This is a genomic window from Streptomyces sp. NBC_00080 (genome assembly GCF_045041255.1).
Lineage (GTDB): Bacteria > Actinomycetota > Actinomycetes > Streptomycetales > Streptomycetaceae > Streptomyces > Streptomyces coriariae.
Window position 1 is genome coordinate 9,385,711 of the sequence record NZ_CP108235.1, and the last position, 20,081, is coordinate 9,405,791.

Sequence of the window (20,081 nt, forward strand, 5' to 3'; positions counted from 1 at the left end):
TCCCCGCAGGACCACACCCCGAAGGACCTTCATGCCCAGATCCAGATCCCGCGCCGGACGGCGGCGCCTGGCCCTCCTGCTGCCCGCCGCGGTGACCGCCTTCGTCACCGCCGTCTCGGGCACCGTCGCGGCCTCCGCCGCGACCGCCGGCACCCTCACCCCGGGGCACCTGCGCACTCAGTACCTCGACGAGGCGCTCGGCATCGACGACATCACGCCGGTGCTCAGCTGGCAGACCACGGCCCGCACCGCGAGCGTCCTGCAGAGCGCCTACCGCATCCAGGCGGCCACCTCGGCCGAGCGCCTGCGGTCCGGCCGGGCCGACCTGTGGGACTCCGGGAAGGTCTCCTCCGCCGTACCGGAGACGGCCTACGCGGGCCACGCGCTCGGCTCCCGCACCCGCGTCCACTGGCGCGTCATGCTCTGGTCCGGGGCCGGCCGCGACTCCGGCTGGAGCGACCCCGCCGTCTTCGAGACCGGGCTGACCCGGGAGTCCGACTGGAACGCCGACTGGATCACCCATCCCGACTGGCGGCTCGGCGAACGGCAGATCGAGCCGGTCGTCGTCGAACTGCCCCGCACCACCGCCCGTTACCTCCGGCTCGACGTGACCCGCCTCGGCCTGCCTCTCAAGGAGAGCGTCGACGCCCGCACCTGGCGGCTCCAGCTCGGCGAGATCGACGTACGGGACTCGGGGACCGCCACGACGGGGCTCGCCAAGGGCGCCGCGGTCACCGCCTCCGAGACGACCACCATCCGCAAGACCTACGAGCCCGCCCTCGCCGTGGACGGCCTGCCCAACAGCGCCCTGCAGACCGCCGCCGGCTACTCCAGCGCGGCCCACACCTCCGCCGACACCTCGGCCACCCCCGTCACCCTCACCCTCGACCTCAAGTCGGCCAAGACCTTCGACCAGGTGGCGCTCTATCCGCGCGCGGACGTCCTCACCGCCGAAGGCCGCGTCCCGAACTTCCCCGTCGACTACGCCCTGTCCACGGCCGACGCCGCGCCCGGACCGTACACCCGGCTCTCCGCGGTCACCGGCCAGCAGCCACCGAAGCCGTACCTTCCGGCCGGACTGCCGCTGCTCGCCGACGACTTCACGCTGCCGCGCGGCGTGCGCAACGCCCGCCTGTACATCGCAGGCCTGGGCATCTACGACGCCACCCTCAACGGCGAGCCGGTGGGCGACGCCGTGCTGGAGCCGGCCAACACCGACTACCGCGAGCGCGTCCAGTACGCCACCTACGACGTCACCGACCGGCTGCGAGCGGGCGCCAACACCCTCGGCGTGGCGCTGGGCAACGGCATGTCCAACGTCGTCAGCACCGCTGACCGCTACCGCAAGCTGTACGGCAACATCAGCGATCCCAAGCTCGTCGCGCAGTTGGAGGTCACCCTCGCCGACGGCAGCGTCCGCACCGTGACGAGCGGCGACGACTGGCGCACCACGCTCGGCCCCACCACTTCCAGCAACTGGTACGGCGGCGAGGACTACGACGCCCGCCGCGAGCTACCGCACTGGGACGAGCCCCGGGGCGACCACCGCTCCTGGGACCGGGCAGTCACCGTCGCCGCCCCGGGCACCACGGACGCGCCCGCCGCGCTCAGCGCCCGTGAGACCGAACCGATCCGGGTCGTGCAGACCCTCAACGGCAAGGAGGTCGCCGGAGCCGCGGGGAGCCGTGTCTTCGATCTGGGCCGCAACATCGCCGGCTGGCCGGAGATCACCGTCAGCGCCCCCGCCGGCACGGAGGTCCGCGTCCACCCGGCCGAGAGCCTCAAGGACGGTCACGCCTTCCAGTCCATCAGCAACGTCGGCGGCCCCCTGTGGGACAGCTACACCACCCGCGACACGCGCAGTGCCACCTGGCATCCGAGGTTCAGCTACCACGGCTTCCGCTACCTGGAGTTGAGGGGCCTGCCCGACGGGGCGAAGGTCACCGTGCGCGGCAGGGTGCTGCGTACCGACAACGCCTCGGCGGGCACCTTCACCAGCTCCGACCCGCTGATCAACGGCATCCACGGCCTGATCCGCCGGGCCGTCGAGGGCAACATGATGAGCGTCCTCACCGACTGCCCGAGCCGGGAGAAGCTGGGCTGGCTCGAACAGGACCAGCTGGTCTTCCCCGCACTGGCCGCCAACTACGACATGCAGGCCCACCTGCGCAAGATCGTCCGGGACATGGCGGACGCGCAGACCGCCGAGGGACTGATCCCGAGCACCGTTCCCGAGTACACGAGTCTGCCGGGCGCGTACCGCAACGACTCCAACTGGGGCGGCGCCTTCGTCCTGGTGCCCTGGCAGCTCTACACCACGTACGGCGACACCGACACCCTGCGCACCTACTACCCGCGCATGCGCCAGTACGCGGCCTTCCTCCGGACCCAGGTGGCCGACGGCATCCTCGACTACGGCCTCGGCGACTGGTTCACCCCGGACCGCACCTTCCCGCGCGCCGTGTCCGGGACGTACGGCTACTGGCGTGTCGTGGACGCCCTCGCCCGGATCTCCACCGTCCTCGGCGACAACGCGGTGGCGGCGGACTACCGGACGCAGGCCGACGCCGCCGCCCGGGCCCTGGCGGCCAGGTACTACGACGCGGCGACCGGCACCTTCGCGGGCGGCGGCCAGGGGGCGGAGGCCCTCGCCCTCGACATGGGCGCCTACCCGGAAGGACAGAAGGACCGCCTGCTGGCCCACTTCACCGCAGCCGTCGAGACCGCGGGATTCCACCTGCTGCTGGGGGAGATCTCCCTGCCCGCCGCCTTCCGGGTCCTCTCCGAGGCCGGCCGCGACGACGTCGTCCAGCGCATCGCGACCCGGACCACCAGCCCCAGCTACGGCTACCAGGTGGCCGCCGGCAACACCACGCTCGGCGAGTCCTGGGACGGCGGCCCCGGCCAGTCGCAGAACCACTTCATGCTCGGAGCCATCGACTCCTGGTTCACCAGCAGGATCGCCGGCATCGCGCAGACGCCCGGATCGGTGGGCTACGCGGAACTGCTCATCGACCCGGCCGTCGAGGGCGACCTGACCTCGGCGTCCGGCTCGTACCGCACCCCGTACGGTCTCGCCCGCACCGACTGGGCCCGCACGGACGACCGCTTCCGCCTGACGGTGGAGGTGCCGGCCGGCAGCACGGCGGAGATCCACATTCCCACCGGTGACGGCCACGCCACCGCCCCCGAAGGCGCGCGCCCGGTGCGCGTCACGGCCACCGAGGTCGTGTACGCGGTCGGTTCGGGGCACTGGCGCTTCGGCTCGACGCTGTAGCCCTCGGCCCGCCAGGCCCACCGCGGCCGAGTCACCGGGACCAGGCGCCCCACTCGGCCGCGGTGGGCCGTGTCGGTGTCGCGACCCTGGTACCCGCCGCGATGCACGAAGCCGACGCGTTGCCCGGCCTGAAGCCCGGCTCGGGCCTGAGGTTCGTCTCCTGGCTCATGCGTCTCGGCTTCCTGCTCTCGCCACCCGTGGTCGGGCTGGTCGCCGACAGCGCCGACCTACGGGCGGGCCTGCTGGTGGTCCCCCTGGCCGGGGCGCTCGTCGTACTCCTCGCCGGGGTGCTGCAGCCTCGGCGGCGCTGAGGGCGCAGGCAATCAGGCTCGGCCACCGCGCCCTCGCCCGGGAACCCCACGACCGCGCTCTGACCCTGGAGGCCGTCACACGCTCCCCGCGACCGGCGGCCGGACCACCTGACACCGCTGCTCCTCAACGCGGCGCATCAAGGAACGGGCGCGAGCCGGCAAGGTGTCGGTGATTCCGCGTATCGCGGGCGTATCGAAAACCGCATACGCCGCCGCAACGGGCGTCCGTCTCCAATGGGGGGCGTGAATCACAACGCCTCCCTGTCAGCATCGCCCCGCCGCACGCGCCGGATCGTGCTTCTCGGCCTGGCGGCCCTCGGCCTGGCGAGCGCCCTGTTCGTCGTGCGGCGGCCGCTCATGATGTCCGCTCCGATGTGCAGAGCCGGGCGGTGGCACGGCTGCTTCGACACCTTCAACGGCGTGGTGCTCATGACGCTGGTCGCGCTGCCGCTGGCCGTGCTGGTGGTCTGGGCTCTGGCGCTCCGTCGGCGTGCCGCGGGCGTCACGTGGGCTTGGCGGACGTCGTTGGCGGAGGTGGGCATGGTCCACGGGACGGTGCCGTTCCTGTGGCTGACCATGATGCCGGGCGGCGAGGCCGACACCGCCCCCGCCCGGGTGAGCCTGGTACCGCTGCGGGACCTGGCCACGATGGGGCCCCTCGGAATCGCCGGCAACCTGCTGGTCTTCGCGTCGCTGGGGTTCTTCGCCCCGATGCGGTTCGCGGCGGTGGCGTCCCTGCCGCGGATCCTGGCCCTCGGGGCGGGCTGCTCGGCCCTGGTCGAGACCGCGCAGTACGTCCTGCGGCTCGACCGGGTGTCCTCCGTGGACGACGTACTGGTCAACGCCACCGGCGCAGTGCTGGCCGGCCTGGCCTCGCGCCGCTGGTGGCGCACCACGGCGGAAGCGCCGTCGGACCGGCCCCGCCCCGCGCCGGCACCGGCCGGCTGAGTCGCGTGCCCGGTGGACACACGTGTCCGCATACGTCGGCGATATGCAGTGCTGCTTAGGCTGCGGACATGCGCGTACTGATCGTGGAGGACGAGCCCTACCTGGCCGAAGCCGTCCGTGACGGTCTGCGGCTGGAGGCGATCGCCGCCGACATCGCCGGCGACGGCGACTCCGCCCTGGAACTGCTCAGCGTCAACTCCTACGACCTCGCGGTCCTCGACCGCGACATCCCCGGCCCCTCCGGCGACGAGGTCGCCCGGCGCATCGTCGCCTCCGGCAGCGGCATCCCGATCCTCATGCTCACCGCCGCCGACCGGATCGACGACAAGGCTTCCGGCTTCGGGCTGGGCGCGGACGACTACCTCACCAAACCGTTCGAGTTGCGCGAGCTCGTCCTGCGACTGAGGGCGCTCGACCGCAGACGCGCGCATGCCCGGCCCCCGGTCCGCGAGATCGCGGGCCTCCGGCTCGACCCCTTCCGCCGGGAGGTCTTCCGCGACGGACGCTACGTCGCGCTCACCCGTAAGCAGTTCGCCGTCCTCGAAGTCCTCGTGGCCGCCGAGGGCGGGGTCGTCAGCGCCGAAGAGCTGCTGGAACGGGCCTGGGACGAGAACGCCGACCCCCTCACCAACGCCGTGCGCATCACCGTCTCCGCACTGCGCAAACGGCTCGGCGAACCCTGGATCATCGCCACGGTGCCCGGCGTCGGCTACCGGATCGACACCGGTACGAACATCGCCGACCCCGGCGGGGTCGGCGCATCCGGCATGAACGCCACCGGCTCCGGCGGCACTGATGCATAGACGCCCAGGGCACAGCGCCCGGCTGAAACTGACCCTCAGCTACGCCGGATTCCTCTTCGTCGCCGGCACTCTCCTGCTGGCCGTCATGTGGGTATTCGTGCTGCGCTGGCTACCGGCCGACGACCCCGGATCCCTCCAGGAGAAGTTCGGCGCCGTGATCATCGTCGGGCCCAACCGCTCCGACCTCCTGCGCGGCTTCGCCCCCGCGGCGGCCACGGCGCTGACCTTCCTCCTCGTGTTCGGCCTCCTTGGGGGATGGATCCTCGCCGGCCGGATGCTCGCACCGCTCACCCGGATCACCGACGCGGCACGGATGGCCGGGAAGGGATCGCTGTCCCACCGGATCCGCATGAAGGGCCGCCAGGACGAGTTCCGTGAGCTCTCCGACGCGTTCGACTCGATGCTCGACCAACTCGAGTCCCACGTCGCCGAGCAGCAGAGGTTCGCCGCGAACGCCTCCCACGAACTGCGCACCCCGCTGGCCATCTCGCGGACCCTCCTCGACGTCGCCCGCAAGGACCCCACGCGGGACCGGGGCGAACTCATCGAACGCCTGTACGCCGTCAATGCGCGGGCGATCGACCTCACCGAGGCCCTTCTGCTGCTCGGCCGCGGCGACCGCGGAAACTTCACCCGCGAGAGCGTCGACCTCTCCCTCCTCACCGAAGAGGCCGCCGAGACGCTGCTTCCCCTCGCCGAACAGCGCCGGATCACCCTCGACGTCACCGGCGGGGCGGCCCGGACCAGCGGCTCCGCGGAGCTCCTGCTGCGGATGGTGACGAACCTCGTCCAGAACGCCATCGTCCACAACCTCCCCGCCGACGGCACCGTGACGGTCCGCACCGGGGCACACGGCGACACGAGCGTGCTGCGGGTCGAGAACACGGGCCGTCGGCTCCCACCGGAACGGATATCGACCCTCACCGAACCCTTCCGGCGCGGAACGGAACGCGTACGCACCGACGAGCACGCCGGCGTCGGCCTCGGCCTGGCCATCGTGCACAGCATCGTCCGCGCCCACGACGGGACCCTCGACCTCGTCCCCCTCCCCACCGGAGGTCTCCTCGTCACGGTCCGGCTCCCCGGCACGCCGTAGGCGATCGTTCCCGAGCGGACCCCGGACGGCCGCCCCGCTCGGCGTGGAGCGCGCTTCACCGCCCCGGGGCCGCACTCCCGTTGATGTGCAGCAGTTGCCCCGTCATGTACGCGACCTCGGGCGAAGCCACGTGCGTCAGGAGCCCGTGGTCAGTTCGTCGAGGGCCAGTGCGGTGGCGGCGTCGCCCTGCAGCGGGCTCCTCAGCGCGGCGAGGGCGTCCCGGGCGGCGAGCAGCGTCTGACGGGCCTCCGGATGACGCAGTGCGCTGAGGACGCGGCCCAGGTCGAGGCGGGCCGGCTCGGCCCAGGCGGGCATCTGCGCGTTCTCGAAGTATGCGAGGGCGCGGCGGAGCGGAGGTTCGGCTTCGTGCCGGCGGCCCATGGCGGCCAGGTCGTTGCCGATCTGCTGGTGGGCGACGGCGTGGTACATCGCGATCAGTCCGTCGGGCATGCCCGGGATCCCGCCGTCGCAGATGTCCGCGCAGCGGCGGTGGAGGTCCAGGGCCTCGCCCGTCCGGCCGGCCTGACGCAGGTGGGCACCGAGCGTGTTCAGGACGGTGAGCTCGGCCAGCCGGGCCTGCGGGGAGCACTGCGCGCCCAGGCAGCGGGCGGCCTCACGCAAGCGCGCGTGCGCTTCGTCCGCCCGGCCCAGCCGGTGCAGGGCTCCGGCGCCATAGCCGAGCGCCCAGCCCACCTGGAGTTCGTCCTGGCCGGCACGGGCCGCGACGAGCGCGGCGTCGGCGGTCGTCAGGGCGGCGTGCGGGTCGTGGAGACAGAGGTTGTAGGCCCAGGCGAGGTAGTTGAGGTGGACGGCCTCTTCCCGTGTGTCGCCCAGGGCGCGGGCCGCGTCGGCGGAGCGCCGGAACACCTCCGCCCACAGTTCCCAGTGCTGGTTGAGGTCCGAGAACCAGTGCATCGCCTCCGCCGTGTCCAGGACCTGCCGGTGGTGCCCGGTGTCGTGGGCCCGGCGCAGTGCGGCGAGCCATTGGTGGCGTTCGTTCTCCAGCCAGGCCCGGGCCTCTTCCCGGTCGAGGGGCGCTCCGCTGGGATCGGGATCGCCGTGCGGGGCGTCCTGGTGGTGTTCGACGTCGAAACGGAGGGCGGCGGCGGTGGCCCGGCGCAGCATCCACCGGGCCGCCCGGTCCAGGGCCGCCTCTCGCTCCCGCGGATCGTCCTCGGCTTCCGTCTGCTCGGCGGCGTACAGCTTGAGCAGATCGTGGAACCGGTAGCGCTCCGCGGCGGGGTCGCTCTGCAGCAGGCCGGCGTCGGTCAACTCCTCCGCACAGGCCGCCGCGTCGGCGTACGGCAGGTCGGCCAGGAGGGCCACCGTCGCGGGGCTGAAGTCGGGACCGGCGGCTAGCGAGGCGCGGCGCAGAAACGTCCGTGCCGCCGGGCGCAGTTGTCGGTACGACAGGGCGAAGGCGGCGCGTATCCGCAGGTTCCCGGCCTGGAGACCATCCAGTCGACGCCCCTCGGCGGCGAGCCGGGCGACGAGCTTGTCGAGGCGCTCGTGCGGTCTGCTCCGGAGCCGCTGACCGGCGATCCGGACGGCCAGAGGCAGGTGTCCGCACAGGTCGGCCAGGTCACGGGCGGCCTGGGTCTCCGCCTGGATCCGTTCCGGGCCGATGATGCGGGTCAGGAGCTGGACCGCTTCCTCGCGCCGCAGGAGGGCCAGATCGGTGCGGTGCACCGACTCCAGGCCGGCCAGGGAGTTCCTGCTGGTGACGATCGTCAACGACGGGCCGTCGCCGGGCAGCAGGGGGCGGATCTGGTCTTCGTGGGCCGCGTTGTCCAGCAGCAGGAGGACGCGCCGGTCGCCGACCATGGACCGCCACAGCCCGGACCGGTCGTCCGTGTCGGCCGGTATCGCGGCGGGTGAGACTCCCAGCGCCCGCAGCAACCGGGCGAGTGCGTCGCGTGGTGTGGTCGGCTCGGGATCCATGCCGTGCAGGTCGAGGGCGTACCGACCGTCCGGGAAGCGCGGTGCGAGTCGGTGCGCGGCGCGTACCGCGAACGCGGTCTTGCCCAGCCCCGGCTGGCCCGTGACCAGGTTCACCGCCGCACGGGCGGGGTCGGCGCGTTCCGCCAGGTCCTCCAGGCGGGCAAGGGCCGGACCGCGGGCCGTGAAGTCGTGGAGGTCGCGCGGCAACGCCAAGGCGGTGTGCACGGCCGGCGCGGGTGCCGTCCGAGGACGGCCCAGGGCGGCGGCCCGCTCCAGTCGCCCGGCGGCGGCATCGTCCAGTCCCAGCGCTTCGGCCAGTGCCTGCACGGTGCGACGCTGCGGTCCACGGGTTCGCCCGCGTTCCATGTCCGCCAACGCGCGCACGCTCACGCCGCCGGCATGGGCCAGTGCCTCCTGGCTGAGTCCGGCGTGCACGCGCAGTGCGCGCACCTGCTGCCCGAAGTCCCCCGTGGCGGGTGCGCCACTCCACACAGTCGATGTCCCCGATCACCGGACCCGTCCGGATGCGAGCCCCGGCAGAAGTATGGCCGATGACAGTTCTGCCGGTGAAACCGCCTGGGCCGCAGGCCGGGGAGGTGATCGACTGGCGGCAGGCGAGGGGCTGACCTCCTCCCGCCCGTGAGGTCCGCTGTCGCGCGGACCGCCGACCGTCAAACGGGGAACATCTGATGAACAGCATCGACGGCCCGACCTTCGCCGTATCCAGGCGGAGCGTTCTGGCAGCGGGGGCGTTGACCGCCGCAGCCGTCGTCCACCAGTCCGTGCGGGCTCCGGCGGCCTCGGCCGCCGCCGAGCCGGCCATCTTCTACTCGCCGCACCAGGACGACGACGCGATCGGCCTGGGCACGCGTCGGACATGAAGACCAAGCGCAACGCGACGTACGCCTACAACACCTGGGACCCCGGCCGGAACCTGTACGCACTCGGCTACCACAGCGTCCCCGAGTCGCTGGAGGCCGCGCACGACGACCCCCGCGAGTTCGTCCACACGCTCCCGTCGGACTACCGCCCGGGCATGGGCAACTGACGACCGCGCGACCACCGCGCCCCGATCGCCCCGACATCGGCCGACGGCAGCCCGCCGCGGCCCCGCACCACTCACAGGGAACCCTCTCCATGAACGCACTGCGTCACCGCTCCACCCTGCTCGCCACCGCGGGCGCGGCCGTCCTCGCGCTTTCCCTCACCGGATGCCAGGACGGCACGGACACCGACTCCGCCGCGCAGACCGCCTCCGCCACGGCCGAAGCGACTCAGGGACAGGCGACCGGCACCACGGCCCCGGCCGGCTCGGCCGAATCGAACGGCTCCACCGCCGAGGGATCCACGGGCAACGCCGGCGGAGGCGACTCCGACACGGCCTCCGCCACGACCCCGGTCTGCGCCGCGGGGGACGTCGGCATCACCGCCGCCACCCAGGACGGCCCGCCCTACACCCACCTCGTCCTGACGGCGAAGAACACCTCGGGCCACTCCTGCCGGCTGACGGGCTTTCCGCACATCCAGTTCCTGGAGAGCCACAAGCAGGACGTCCCGGCCGTGGCCAAGAGCAAGCCGAGCACACCGGTCGTCCTTCGGGCGGGCGAGCCGGCCTACGCGCTGGTGAAGCTGTCGGACGGCGGCACCGACGAGGACAACGAGCCCGTCTCGGCGTTCTCCGTCGTGCTCGACGGCGACTCGACCGTCATCGCCGTCACCGCACCCGGCAGCGGTGGTGTCGCCGTCGACCCCGCCAAGGCGCTCACCGGCTACTGGACACCCGAACTCCGCAACGGCGCGGACGACTTCTGACGGTCCGTTGCGCGCCGGATGCGCGGGGACGGCGCTGTTCCGCCGTCCCCGCATGCCGGCGGTGGTCAGGCAGCCGCGGTGAAGGTGTAGTGCCCGGCCGGCAGGTGGTAGTTCGCCGGGCCTGCCGGGACGGCCTGGGCCGGGGCGACGACCGATTCCGGCCGTGGGGTGGGCACGGTGACGGTGGCGAACGTGCTGACGGGGACGGTGACGTGAAGTTTCAGCCGGTTGCCGGAGACCGACCAGCTGCTTGACGCGCTGCCGTAGGGAGTGGCGTACGTGCTGACGGCGGAGGTCAGGCCGCCGCCGGGCCGCGGCGCGATGCGCAGAGAGGCGTAGCCGGGGCCGGCGGGGCCGAGTCCGCCGACCTGGCGATAGAGGAAGTCGCCGACCGAGCCGAGCCCGTAGTGGTTGAAGGAATTCATGCCCGGGTCGTTGAACGAGCCGTCGGGACGGATGCCGTCCCAGCGTTCCCAGATCGTGGTGGCGCCCTGGTCGATCATGTAGCCCCAGCCCGGGAAGCCGCGCTGCAGCAGTATCCGGTAGGCCGTCTCGACATGACCGTGGTCGGCCAGTACGGGCAGCAGGTTCTCCACGCCGAGGAAGCCGACGCTGAGGTGACCGTCCGTCGCCGCGACCTTGGCGGCGAGCTTGTCCGCGGCCGGCCGGACCAGCGAGGAGGGCAGCAACTCGAAGGCCAGCGCCAGCACGTAACCGGTCTGGGTGTTGTCACGGACGGTGCCGTCGTCCGTGACGAATCGGGTGCGGAAGGCCGCCGCCACCCGGTCGGCGAGCTGTCCGTAGGCGGTGGCCTGCGCGCTGCGGCCGGTGGCGGCCGCCATACGGGACACCAGACGTGCCGACCAGGCGAAGTAGGCCGTGCAGATGAGGTCCTGAGCCGTGTTGTCGTCGACGTTCAGCCAGTCGCCGAAGGTCTGCTGATCGCGTATCAGGTCGCTGCCGGAGGTGTCGCGCAGGTAGTCGACCCACTTGGTCATGGCCGTGAAGTGCTTGTCGACGACGGTGAGGTCACCGAAGCGCTGCCACAGCGTGAAGGGAATGATCGTTCCCGCGTCACCCCATCCGGCAGTGCCGGAACCGGCGATGACCGCGGGCGCGACGTCGGTGAAGGCGCCGTTGGCCTGCTGGGCGTCCGTCAGGTCGTCGACGAACTTGGTCAGGAGAGCGTGCGTGTCGAGATTGAAGGCGGACGTCGCACAGAAGGCGGCGATGTCTCCTGTCCAGCCGAGGCGTTCGTCCCGCTGGGGGCAGTCGGTCGGGATCGAGAGCATGTTGCTGCGCTCGCCCCACACGATGTTGTGCTGCAGCTTGTTGATCAGCGTGTCGGAGGTGCTGAACGTGCCCGGCTGCCCGGCGTCGGTCCATACCGCGCGGCCGACGACGGTGGTGTCGCCTGGCCGGAAATCGGAAGGCAGCCCGCTGAGTTCGACGTAACGGTAGCCGTGGACGGTGAACCGGGGCTCGTACGTCTCGACGCTCCCGGTGCCGGCGAGGGTGAAACAGTCGGTGGCCTGCGCGGCGCGCAGGTTCGTGGTGTAGAGCGTGCCGTCGGGGTTGAGGACCTCCCCGTGCCGGACGGTGACCGTGGTGCCGGCGTCGCCACGGACCGCGATGCGGTTCCAGCCGGTGAAGTTCTGCCCCAGGTCGAAGATCCACACCCCTGGCCGTGGCTGGGTGATCGACACGGAGCGGAACTCGTGCTGGACGGTGACACCGTTGTCGACCTGGGCGACCAGCGGGGGAGTGGGCCCGGCGTGCACGACCACGGCCGCCCAGTCGCGGTCGTCGAAACCGGCCGAGTCCCAGCCTTCGGTGTGCAGACGCGCGTCGTAGGTTTCGCCGTGGTACAGATCGTCCGCCGTGATGGCGCCTGTGCCGGTCTTCCAGCTGCTGTCCGTCGTCACCAGTTGCGTGGACCCGTCGGTGAAGGTGATGAGCAGCTGCGCCGCGTAGAACGGCTGAGTGCCGTAGCGCTGGTTGCCGGCGAAGCCCAGACTGCCGGAGAACCAGCCGTTGCCGAGCCATGCGCCGAGCGCGTTCGCTCCCCGCCGGACGTGCGCGGTGACGTCGAACACCTTGTACTGCACGCGCTTGGTGTAGTCGGTCCACCCGGGGGCCAGCACGCCGTCGCCGACCTTCGCACCGTTGAGCCGGGTCTCGTGCAGACCGAGCGCGGTGGTCAGCAGCCGTGCCGAGGCGACTCGCCCACGCACGGTGAAGCTCTTGCGCAGGAGCGGGGCCGGCCCGACGACCCGGACGCCGGACCCCCATGGGCCGCCGCCGTACGAGGCGACCGCGCGTGCCGCGGGCCAGTCCCCGTCGTCGTATCCGGGGTCTTCCCATCCTGACGGCGCGTCCTGGTGCGCCTTCCACGATCCGTCTGTCACCACGGTCGGGCCGTCGGGCACCAGGAGTTTGGCGATGACGCCGGCCGGGGACTGGCTCGTGTTCCGGCTCGCGACCGCGATCGTGTTGTCGCCGCTGCGAAGGTGCGCGGTGACATCGACCAGTGCGGCGCTCTTCCACGAGTCGGTCACTCGTCTTGAGGTGCTCACCGGAGCCCCGTTGACCCAGACGTCCGCGGTGTCGTCCCCGGTCACGATCAGGGTCGCGACGGCGGGGACATCGGTCAAGCCGAAGGTGCGCCGGAAGAAACGAGTCGCGGCGGGTACGCCGGCCGCGGGATCGCCCTCCGGGTACCAGATCCAGGTGGCCCCGGACAGATCAGGGCCCGGCGGCCGCCCGATGAACGCGGCGGACCACTCGTCCGCGGCCGACAGCAGCCCGGTCTCGAACCACTGCGGCTTGCTCCACGAGGACGCCCGGCCCTGGACGTCCCAGACACGCATCCGCCAGAAGTAGCGGGTCAGGCTCCTCAGGGGCTTGCCTGCGTAGGCGATGTCGATCTGCCGGTCGGACGGGACCCGGCCGCTGTCCCACAGGTCGCCGGAGCCCCGGGCCGTGGACGAGACCTGGATCCGGTAGCCGCCCTGGCGCTGCTGCTGCTCCGTCGAGTCGAGGACCCAGCCGAAGCGCGGGTGCGCTGCGTCCACGCCCAGCGGGCTGGCGCGACGCTCCACGGTGCAGGCGTCCACGCTCAGCGGTGAAGGCGCGGCGAGATCGGGGGCGGCGACCTCGGCGTACCAGGGTGCCGCTCCGTAGGCGCCGAGATCGCGGGCGGCCGGCCAGCCTTCGACACCGGAGCCGGGCTGTTCCCATCCCGAGGACACGGCCTTGCCAGCGACCCAGCTCCCGTCGGTGACGACATCGGTGGTGCCACCGGCGGTCACGACGCGCAGCCGTCCGATGACCCCGGCCGAGCCGCCCTGGTTGCGGCTTGCCAGCGCGATGGTGTTGCTCCCCGTGGTCACGGCCGACCGCAGATCCACGTACAGCGCGTTGCGCCAGGAACGGGCGACTCTGGGCGAGCCGGCCAGAGGCGTTCCGTTGAGCCACACATCGACGGTGTCGTCACCGGTGACGACGAGCTGTGCGTCGGTCACCTCGCCCTCCGCGACGGTGAAAGCGGTACGGAAGTAGCGGTGTCCGGTGGGGGCGTCGGTGCCGGGATTGTCTTCCGGGTACCAGATCCAATGGGCCCGGGACAGCTCGACGGGCTCGGCGCGCGGTGTGCCGGTGGCCGCCTGTGCGCGGCCGGCGGCTCCCGTCGCGATGACACCCGCGGCGAGCGCCGACGCCGTGCCGAGGAAGTGGCGTCGGCTGAACGGGGGTTGTTCGGGGTGCGCGGGCGAGTCGGGGGTGGGGGGAGTGGTCTGGCTTGCCAACGGAGTACTCCTTCACGCGGGTCAGGCGAAGCAGGACGGCCGGGCTGAGCGGTGGGCTCGGACGGCGGCTCCCGGTCCGGGCGCAGCCTGTGGTGGGTGGACGATGACCGGTTCGACGGCAGCACACAGCGAGCCTCGACAGTGGGATTGAATCGTTTCAAACTGCCAAGGCGATGGAAAACTACGAGAGTTGACGAGTGACGTCAATAGATCCGCCGAGTCCTTCGCTTGCGGTCGCACCCTCACCGGGTGGCGGCGCGTCCTGACTTCGATGGGACGTCAGCGCACCGCAGAAGCCCGAAGGGGCCGCCCTCGGGGCGTCTGCCGGGACCGTGGTGCGAGTGGCGCGGACCTGGCGGCATACTGCCGCCGCGCATGACGGGGGAGCCTCAGGAGGAACTTCCGGTGTGACTTCGCCGAACCCCGACGATCACGACTCGGCCGCCCGGCCGGCGGGTTGACCACCAAGCTGCACCTGGCGTCGAGCAGCAGCGGAGGCTCTTCACGCCGTTCGTCGCCGTCGGTCGGTGTGCCGACTCGTCGCAGTGGCCCGAACCGGTGCCGGCGGCCGTCCGCGCGCCATGTCCGGTGTCCTGGCCGCCCGCGTATCGGCCGGACAGGGTGCGTGCCGTCAGGACGTACGGCCCCGGCCGGAACCGGGCCTACATATGCAGACGCGGCATCCGGCGGCATCCTCCCTGAGGAGAGGGGCCGGATCCGCAACCGCAAGAAGCTCGGCTCATGCGGTGCGAGCGCGCCGAAGTCCGACAAGGGTGACCATCCATGGCGCCGCGCGGCCGGTGGGAATGCGAGCACGTATTCTCTCACTGGGCAAGTCATGTTTGGCTGACCAGGTGTCTCGTGATGCGTCAAGGCTTTATGGAGTAATTGGACGAAGTTTTCCGCAAGGGCGCAGAAAAGTGAACTCCCGCACATTGTGTGGTTGATCCGTCCCTGGTGGTCGACCGTCGGTGTACGCTTTTACGGCACACGAAATTGCTCTCCGGTTGGTAGTCCGGACCGCAGGTCACCGGTTTTCCGTTCTGCGTCAACGTCCTCCCCTTTGGGGGAGTCCTGGTGTGCTCCGAGTAAGAGAAGAACTCTGCACTGGGAGTACTGTGTCTGAAATGCGCATTGTCATCGCCGGCGGCGGGCTCGCCGGGCTGACGCTGGCCCACTACCTGAACCGGAACGGCCTGGACGTGGCCGTCTACGAACGCGACGCCGATATCGCGGCACGCGAGGCCGGGTACCGGATCCACATCAACTCCACCGGGACCTCCGCGCTGCACGCGGCGCTGGAGCCTCGACTGTGGGAGCTGTTCCTGGCGACCTGCGGCATGCCGAGCGAGGACATGCTCCTCTTCGACGAGCAGCTCAACCTCCGCCCCGGCCGGGACAGGTCGGCCACCGAGGGCACCGGCGTGCCCGCCGACATCCCCGAGCACCTGGTGGTGTGCCGCTCGACTCTGCGCCGCATCCTCTACCTCGGCCTGGAGAAGGCCGTGCACTTCGGTGCCAAGGTCACCGGCTACCGCACCCACCTCGACTCGTCGGTCACCGTGCTGCTGGAGGGCGGTGCCACGGTCGAGGCCGACGTGCTCATCGCCGCGGACGGCATCAACTCGGCGGTCCGCGCACAGCGCCTGCCTCAGGTCCAGGTGGCCGACCTAGGCTCCCGTCACATCGCTGCGAAGATCCATCTCACCGACGAGGCGAAGGCCACCCTGCCAGCAGAGCTGTTCAACGCCTTCTCGCTGGCCTACGACGCCGACTTCACCGGGTTGACCCTCGGCCCGCTGGAGCGCACCGACCCCGCATCACCGCTGATCGCCGAGCAGGACCCGGGCTTCCGGCGCGAGGCCACCGCCGATTATGCGCTGAGCATCTTCAACTCCCTGCCCGACCTGATGCTCCCCGACGACGAACTGTTCACCACCGGCCCCGACGAGCTCAAGGCGCACGCCCTGCAGCGCGTCGCCGGCTGGCACCCGGCCCTGGTCGACACCGTCCGCCTGTGGGACACCGTCACCGTGCAAGCCCTCAAGTGCCGCAGCTGCGTGCCCGTCGACGCCTGGGAACCGTCCCACATCACCGTCATGGGCGACGCCGTTCACGCCATGAGCCCCGCCCTGGGCATCGGAGCCAACACCGCACTGCGCGACGCACACGCCCTGGGCGATCAACTGCTCGCCGTCGCTGCCGACGACAGGCCGCTCCTCGACGGCGTCGCCGGATACGAGCAGGCCATGCGCGACTACGCCTACCACGCCCTGCGCATGTCCGCGTTCGTCGGCCAGAAAGTGATCGGGCACCTGCCCCTGCCCGAATAGTCACCGCATTGCTCGGGCGGTGCCGAAGGGCACCGTCCGAGTTCGCCGCCCCCGCACGCCAAACCGGCCACTTGCCTGACATGCCTCGGCAGTACGACGCCGGACGCGCTTCATCGCCCCAGTGCCGCGCCCCCGTTGATGTGCAGCAGTTGCCCCGTCATGTACGCGGCCTCGGGCGACGCCACGTAGTGGACGGCGGCGGCGATCTCCGACGGCAGGCCGGCGCGGCCCGTCAGGGACTGGGCGACCCGGGAGGCGACGAAGTCCGGTGTGGCGCGGTCTCCGAAGAACTCGGTGTCGGCGACGAATCCGGGGGCGACCGCGTTCGCGGTGATGCCTTCGGGGCCGAGCCGCTGGGCGAGGTCGTACGTGTAGCTGTTGATCCAGCCCTTCGAGCCGCCGTAGGAGCCGGCACCGCGCAAGGAGGCGATCGAGGAGAGCTGGATGATGCGACCCCCGGGTCGGCGCATGTGGGGGAGCAGAGCTTCGGTAAGGAGAACGGCGGTCAGGACGTTGGCGTCGAAGTTGCGGCGGTAGCTGTCGGCGATCGCGGCGAGCGAGCCGTCGCGCGAAGGAGCGACGTTGCCGCCGGCATTGGCGACCAGAACCCCGAGAGGCGTCTCGTCCTCGGTGATGAACCCGACTGCCCCGCCTACCTGTTCGGGGTCCGAGAGGTCGGCCGCGTACCAGCCGGCCGTCGACTCGCCGTGGGCGTCGTTCAACTCCTCGGCGGCCTTGCGCAGCACGTCCTCGCGCCGGCCGAGCAGGACGACACGGTCCCCGTCGGCGGCGAACCTGTGCGCGGTCGCCAGGCCGATGCCGGTACCGCCTCCTGACACCACAACACGGCGCTGCAGCATGGCCGTCCTTCCCACCGCGTCATCGTCTTCGGATGTGAATCGGAGTCATGTCCGTGTACGGGCACGCGCGACGCTACGGAGTGCATGACGACTCGTCAAGAGGTGGTGCGTCGGGCAGCGGTGCCCAGGCTCGGGGGATCGGCGCCGATCGATCGCGCGAGTGGGGCCTTGAATCGAACGGCGGTGTGTCGGTGGTGAACGGCCGTGCATGAATTCGAGTTTGCGCGCCCCCGCGCACCCGCTTTTCCAAGATCGCGGGCTGCTATCTTCCATGATCGTGATCAATGCTGACATTCCCTCCCCAGGCCGTACACAGTCGGACTTCATGCCACGAGCCCACCACGCGGGCGCAGTTCGGCCCGTCCTCTATCGACCGCAGGAGGAAGTCGACCGTGCGCGCCTCCTCGACCTGCTCGCTTCTGGCGGACGTACGCGAGGTGCACGACCGCATCGACGATCAGCTCGTCGAACTGGTGCGCTGCCTCAGGCCCGGAGATCCCTTGACCGACGGACAACCGGCCGCCGCCGTCGACGAACTGTGCGCAGGCGCCGACCGGCGGTACTTCGGCACCTGGGTCTGGTACCCCTGGTCGGGACGGCTGGTCCGGGTGCTCGCGGAGCGGGAGTTCCGGCGCGTGCGCACCGACCGGAACCGCGACAAGATCACCAGCGCCGAGCAGGAGCGGCTGCTCGGCTGCCGCATCGGCGTGATCGGCCTGCCCGTGGGCAACAGCGCGGCGCTCACCTGCGTCAGGGAAGGCGTAGGCGGATCGTTCCGCCTCGCGGACTTCGACAGGCTCGGGCTGAGCAACCTGAACCGTCTGCGAGCCGGCGTCCACGATCTTGGGGTCCCCAAGACGGTTCTGTGCGCACGTCAGATGTACGAGATCGACCCCTACCTCGACGTCGAACTGTGGAGTGAGGGAATCACCGAGGAAAGTGTCGAAGCCTTCTTCGGGGACGCTGAGCACCCCCTCGACCTGCTGATCGAGGAGTGCGACACCTCTTGGGTCAAGGTCGCCGCGCGCGAGCATGCCCGTGCCCGTCGTGTTCCCGTCCTCATGGATGCCAACGACCGGGGGCTGCTGGACGTCGAGCGCTTCGACGAGGAGCCGGACCGGCCCCTCTTCCACGGCCGCGGTGGGGATCTGACCGCGCGGGACGTGCGCGGTCTCGACCCGGCGGGCGCCATGGCGTACCTGCTCCAGGTCTGTGACGAGAGCCGCCTCAGCCCCGCCATGACCGATGCGCTCGGCCGGATCGGCCGCACCCTGTCCAGCTGGCCGCAATTGGCCAGTGGTGTGATGCTCGGCGGCGCCCTGGTCACCGACACCGCGCGGCGCATCCTGCTGGGCCGCCCGGTGGCGTCGGGCCGCTACTACGTCGACCTCGAAGAGCTGATCGGTGCCGTCCCGGACCTGGTCGGCATGGGAGCCGTTTCGTGACCCACCTGCCCGAACTCCACGGCGAACACCTGTGGCTGCGGGAGATGCGCGCGAAATGGATTCCGCAGGCCGGCGCCGTCGAACGGCACATCCTCGACGGGGACGCGCTGCTCCCGGCCTGACGACCGCCCACGAAGCACGGCCCGGAGGGCCGGACGGCCACCCCGGCATCGTGGCGACCGGGCGGGACCCGGCTCGCCCCTTCTGCACGCGACGTGGCAGGAGGGGCGTGGCTCCGGCAGGACGAGACGGTCTCCGACCCCGCGAGCCGCTCGCGCAGTCGGCGGGCTCGCCCGCCCCGGCCGGAACGAGAACTCGGCCCACGCTGCCACACACGTGTGGCGGCCGTCGCCGCATCGTGCAGGAATGAGGCTGTACGGGTCAGAAGACCCGTAGACCCGTACCGGAGGTTCCGCCGGGTACACCGGTAGGACTGTCGTCGTCGGAGGCAGGCGGAGGCAGGCGGAGGTTCGGTGGCTGTTCGGTGGCATGGAGGGAACGAGGGCCGATGCGCGAGACTCCCGGTGCCGGTCGGCGCCACGGTAGGCACGAATCGCCGCTGAGCGGGCGGGTCGCGGTCGTCACCGGTGCCGCTCGTGGGGTCGGTGAAGCCCTCGCGCGACGACTTTCCAGCGCCGGGATGCTCGTGGCGCTGGTCGGGCGTGAGGAGGAATCGCTCCGCCGGGCGGCCGCCTCCCTGCCCACCCGGAGCGTCTGCGTCGAAGCCGACGTCACCGATTCCGCAGCCCTGGACCGGGCGGCCAGGCAGGTCAGCGGAACGCTGGGCCGGGCGAGCGTGGTCGTGGCCAACGCAGGCATCGCCACCGGCGGCCCCTTCGCCCACACCCCGGCCGACCTCTGGCAGCGGGTCGTCGACGTCAACCTCACCGGATCCGCCAACACCGCCAGGTCGTTCCTGCCCCATCTCACCGACACCCGCGGCTACTTCCTCCAGATCGCCTCCACCGCCGCTTTCGGCTCCGCCCCGATGATGAGCGCCTACTGCGCCTCCAAAGCGGGTGCGGAGTCGTTCGCGTTGGCCCTGCGCGGCGAGGTGGAATCCGACGGCATCGCGGTCGGCATCGCCTACCTTCACTGGACCGGAACCGACATGGTCACCGGCATCAGCGACCACCCCGTCCTGCAGGCCCTGCGCCGCAACCAGCCCCGCTTCGCACAGCGCGTACACAGCCCCGACCAGGTGGCCGACTGGCTGACCACCGGCATCACCCGCCGCGCCCGTCACATCTACGCACCCCCGTGGCTACGCTGGTGCCAGCCGTTGAGACCCGCCTTCCCGACGATCGTCACCCACCTCGCACGGCGTGAGCTGCGGCGGCTGTCGCCGACGGAGCTGGCCGGTGACGTCGGCGTCCTGGGCGTCGGCGGCCGCGCCGACTGGGACGCCCACCGAGCATCCACCCGCCCCCCTCCGTTCGAGTAGTCACT

14 protein-coding genes and 1 pseudogene are annotated in these 20,081 nt (G+C 71.3%); 12 read left to right on the top strand and 3 right to left on the bottom strand.

Going from position 1 to position 20,081, the window contains the following annotated elements:
* The first annotated feature begins 31 nt into the window (after positions 1-31).
* The 5 genes and pseudogenes from OHU34_RS41895 to OHU34_RS41915 all read left to right on the top strand — a co-directional run bounded on the left by OHU34_RS41895 (position 32) and on the right by OHU34_RS41915 (position 6,435).
* Positions 32-3,277 carry a family 78 glycoside hydrolase catalytic domain gene (locus OHU34_RS41895; protein WP_405771660.1) on the top strand — a complete coding sequence of 1,082 codons (3,246 nt, stop codon included), beginning with the start codon at positions 32-34 and terminating at the stop codon, positions 3,275-3,277.
* A gap of 59 nt (positions 3,278-3,336) precedes the next feature.
* Positions 3,337-3,588: pseudogene (locus OHU34_RS41900) on the top strand (MFS transporter); the annotation flags it as partial.
* A 243-nt stretch (positions 3,589-3,831) separates the two neighbouring features.
* Complete coding sequence (locus OHU34_RS41905; protein WP_230195820.1) at positions 3,832-4,536, top strand: VanZ family protein; 705 nt, start codon at positions 3,832-3,834, stop codon at positions 4,534-4,536.
* Between the two features lie 68 nt (positions 4,537-4,604).
* On the top strand, positions 4,605-5,339 hold the full coding sequence (locus OHU34_RS41910; RefSeq protein WP_142268293.1) for a response regulator transcription factor: 735 nt from the start codon (positions 4,605-4,607) through the stop codon (positions 5,337-5,339).
* Positions 5,332-6,435 carry a HAMP domain-containing sensor histidine kinase gene (locus OHU34_RS41915; protein WP_142268292.1) on the top strand — a complete coding sequence of 368 codons (1,104 nt, stop codon included), beginning with the start codon at positions 5,332-5,334 and terminating at the stop codon, positions 6,433-6,435. The genes OHU34_RS41910 and OHU34_RS41915 overlap by 8 nt, the downstream gene beginning before the upstream one ends.
* A gap of 135 nt (positions 6,436-6,570) precedes the next feature.
* Here OHU34_RS41915 and OHU34_RS41920 read toward each other — a convergent pair whose 3' ends face one another.
* The gene (locus OHU34_RS41920) at positions 6,571-8,868 is read right to left on the bottom strand and encodes an ATP-binding protein (RefSeq protein ID WP_405771665.1); all 2,298 of its coding nucleotides are present in this window, start codon (positions 8,866-8,868) and stop codon (positions 6,571-6,573) included.
* A 197-nt stretch (positions 8,869-9,065) separates the two neighbouring features.
* On the opposite strand from OHU34_RS41920, the gene OHU34_RS41925 reads away from it, so the two are divergent.
* The 3 genes from OHU34_RS41925 to OHU34_RS41935 all read left to right on the top strand — a co-directional run bounded on the left by OHU34_RS41925 (position 9,066) and on the right by OHU34_RS41935 (position 10,188).
* Positions 9,066-9,257, top strand: a complete 192-nt coding sequence (locus OHU34_RS41925) for a hypothetical protein (RefSeq protein WP_142268290.1) — start codon at positions 9,066-9,068, stop codon at positions 9,255-9,257.
* A complete protein-coding gene (locus OHU34_RS41930; protein ID WP_160160033.1) occupies positions 9,254-9,424 on the top strand; it encodes a hypothetical protein in 171 nt (56 codons plus the stop codon). The genes OHU34_RS41925 and OHU34_RS41930 overlap by 4 nt, the downstream gene beginning before the upstream one ends.
* A gap of 89 nt (positions 9,425-9,513) precedes the next feature.
* On the top strand, positions 9,514-10,188 hold the full coding sequence (locus tag OHU34_RS41935) for a DUF4232 domain-containing protein (RefSeq protein WP_405771669.1): 675 nt from the start codon (positions 9,514-9,516) through the stop codon (positions 10,186-10,188).
* 65 nt (positions 10,189-10,253) lie between these two features.
* On the opposite strand, the gene OHU34_RS41940 is transcribed toward OHU34_RS41935, so the two are convergent.
* Positions 10,254-13,994, bottom strand: coding sequence for a family 78 glycoside hydrolase catalytic domain (locus OHU34_RS41940; RefSeq protein WP_405771672.1), 3,741 nt, complete (start codon positions 13,992-13,994; stop codon positions 10,254-10,256).
* A 1,127-nt stretch (positions 13,995-15,121) separates the two neighbouring features.
* On the opposite strand from OHU34_RS41940, the gene OHU34_RS41945 reads away from it, so the two are divergent.
* Positions 15,122-16,327, top strand: a complete 1,206-nt coding sequence (locus tag OHU34_RS41945) for an FAD-dependent oxidoreductase (protein WP_405771675.1) — start codon at positions 15,122-15,124, stop codon at positions 16,325-16,327.
* Between the two features lie 110 nt (positions 16,328-16,437).
* On the opposite strand, the gene OHU34_RS41950 is transcribed toward OHU34_RS41945, so the two are convergent.
* Positions 16,438-17,187, bottom strand: coding sequence for an SDR family NAD(P)-dependent oxidoreductase (locus tag OHU34_RS41950; RefSeq protein ID WP_405771678.1), 750 nt, complete (start codon positions 17,185-17,187; stop codon positions 16,438-16,440).
* 392 nt (positions 17,188-17,579) lie between these two features.
* Here OHU34_RS41950 and OHU34_RS41955 point away from each other — a divergent pair, with 392 nt between their 5' ends.
* The 3 genes from OHU34_RS41955 to OHU34_RS41965 all read left to right on the top strand — a co-directional run bounded on the left by OHU34_RS41955 (position 17,580) and on the right by OHU34_RS41965 (position 20,076).
* Positions 17,580-18,632 carry a ThiF family adenylyltransferase gene (locus OHU34_RS41955; RefSeq protein ID WP_405771681.1) on the top strand — a complete coding sequence of 351 codons (1,053 nt, stop codon included), beginning with the start codon at positions 17,580-17,582 and terminating at the stop codon, positions 18,630-18,632.
* Positions 18,629-18,754, top strand: coding sequence for a hypothetical protein (locus OHU34_RS41960; protein ID WP_405771684.1), 126 nt, complete (start codon positions 18,629-18,631; stop codon positions 18,752-18,754). The genes OHU34_RS41955 and OHU34_RS41960 overlap by 4 nt, the downstream gene beginning before the upstream one ends.
* A gap of 386 nt (positions 18,755-19,140) precedes the next feature.
* Positions 19,141-20,076 (top strand): SDR family oxidoreductase, encoded by a 936-nt coding sequence (locus OHU34_RS41965; RefSeq protein WP_142268285.1) that lies wholly within the window; start codon positions 19,141-19,143, stop codon positions 20,074-20,076.
* Positions 20,077-20,081 lie beyond the last annotated feature (5 nt).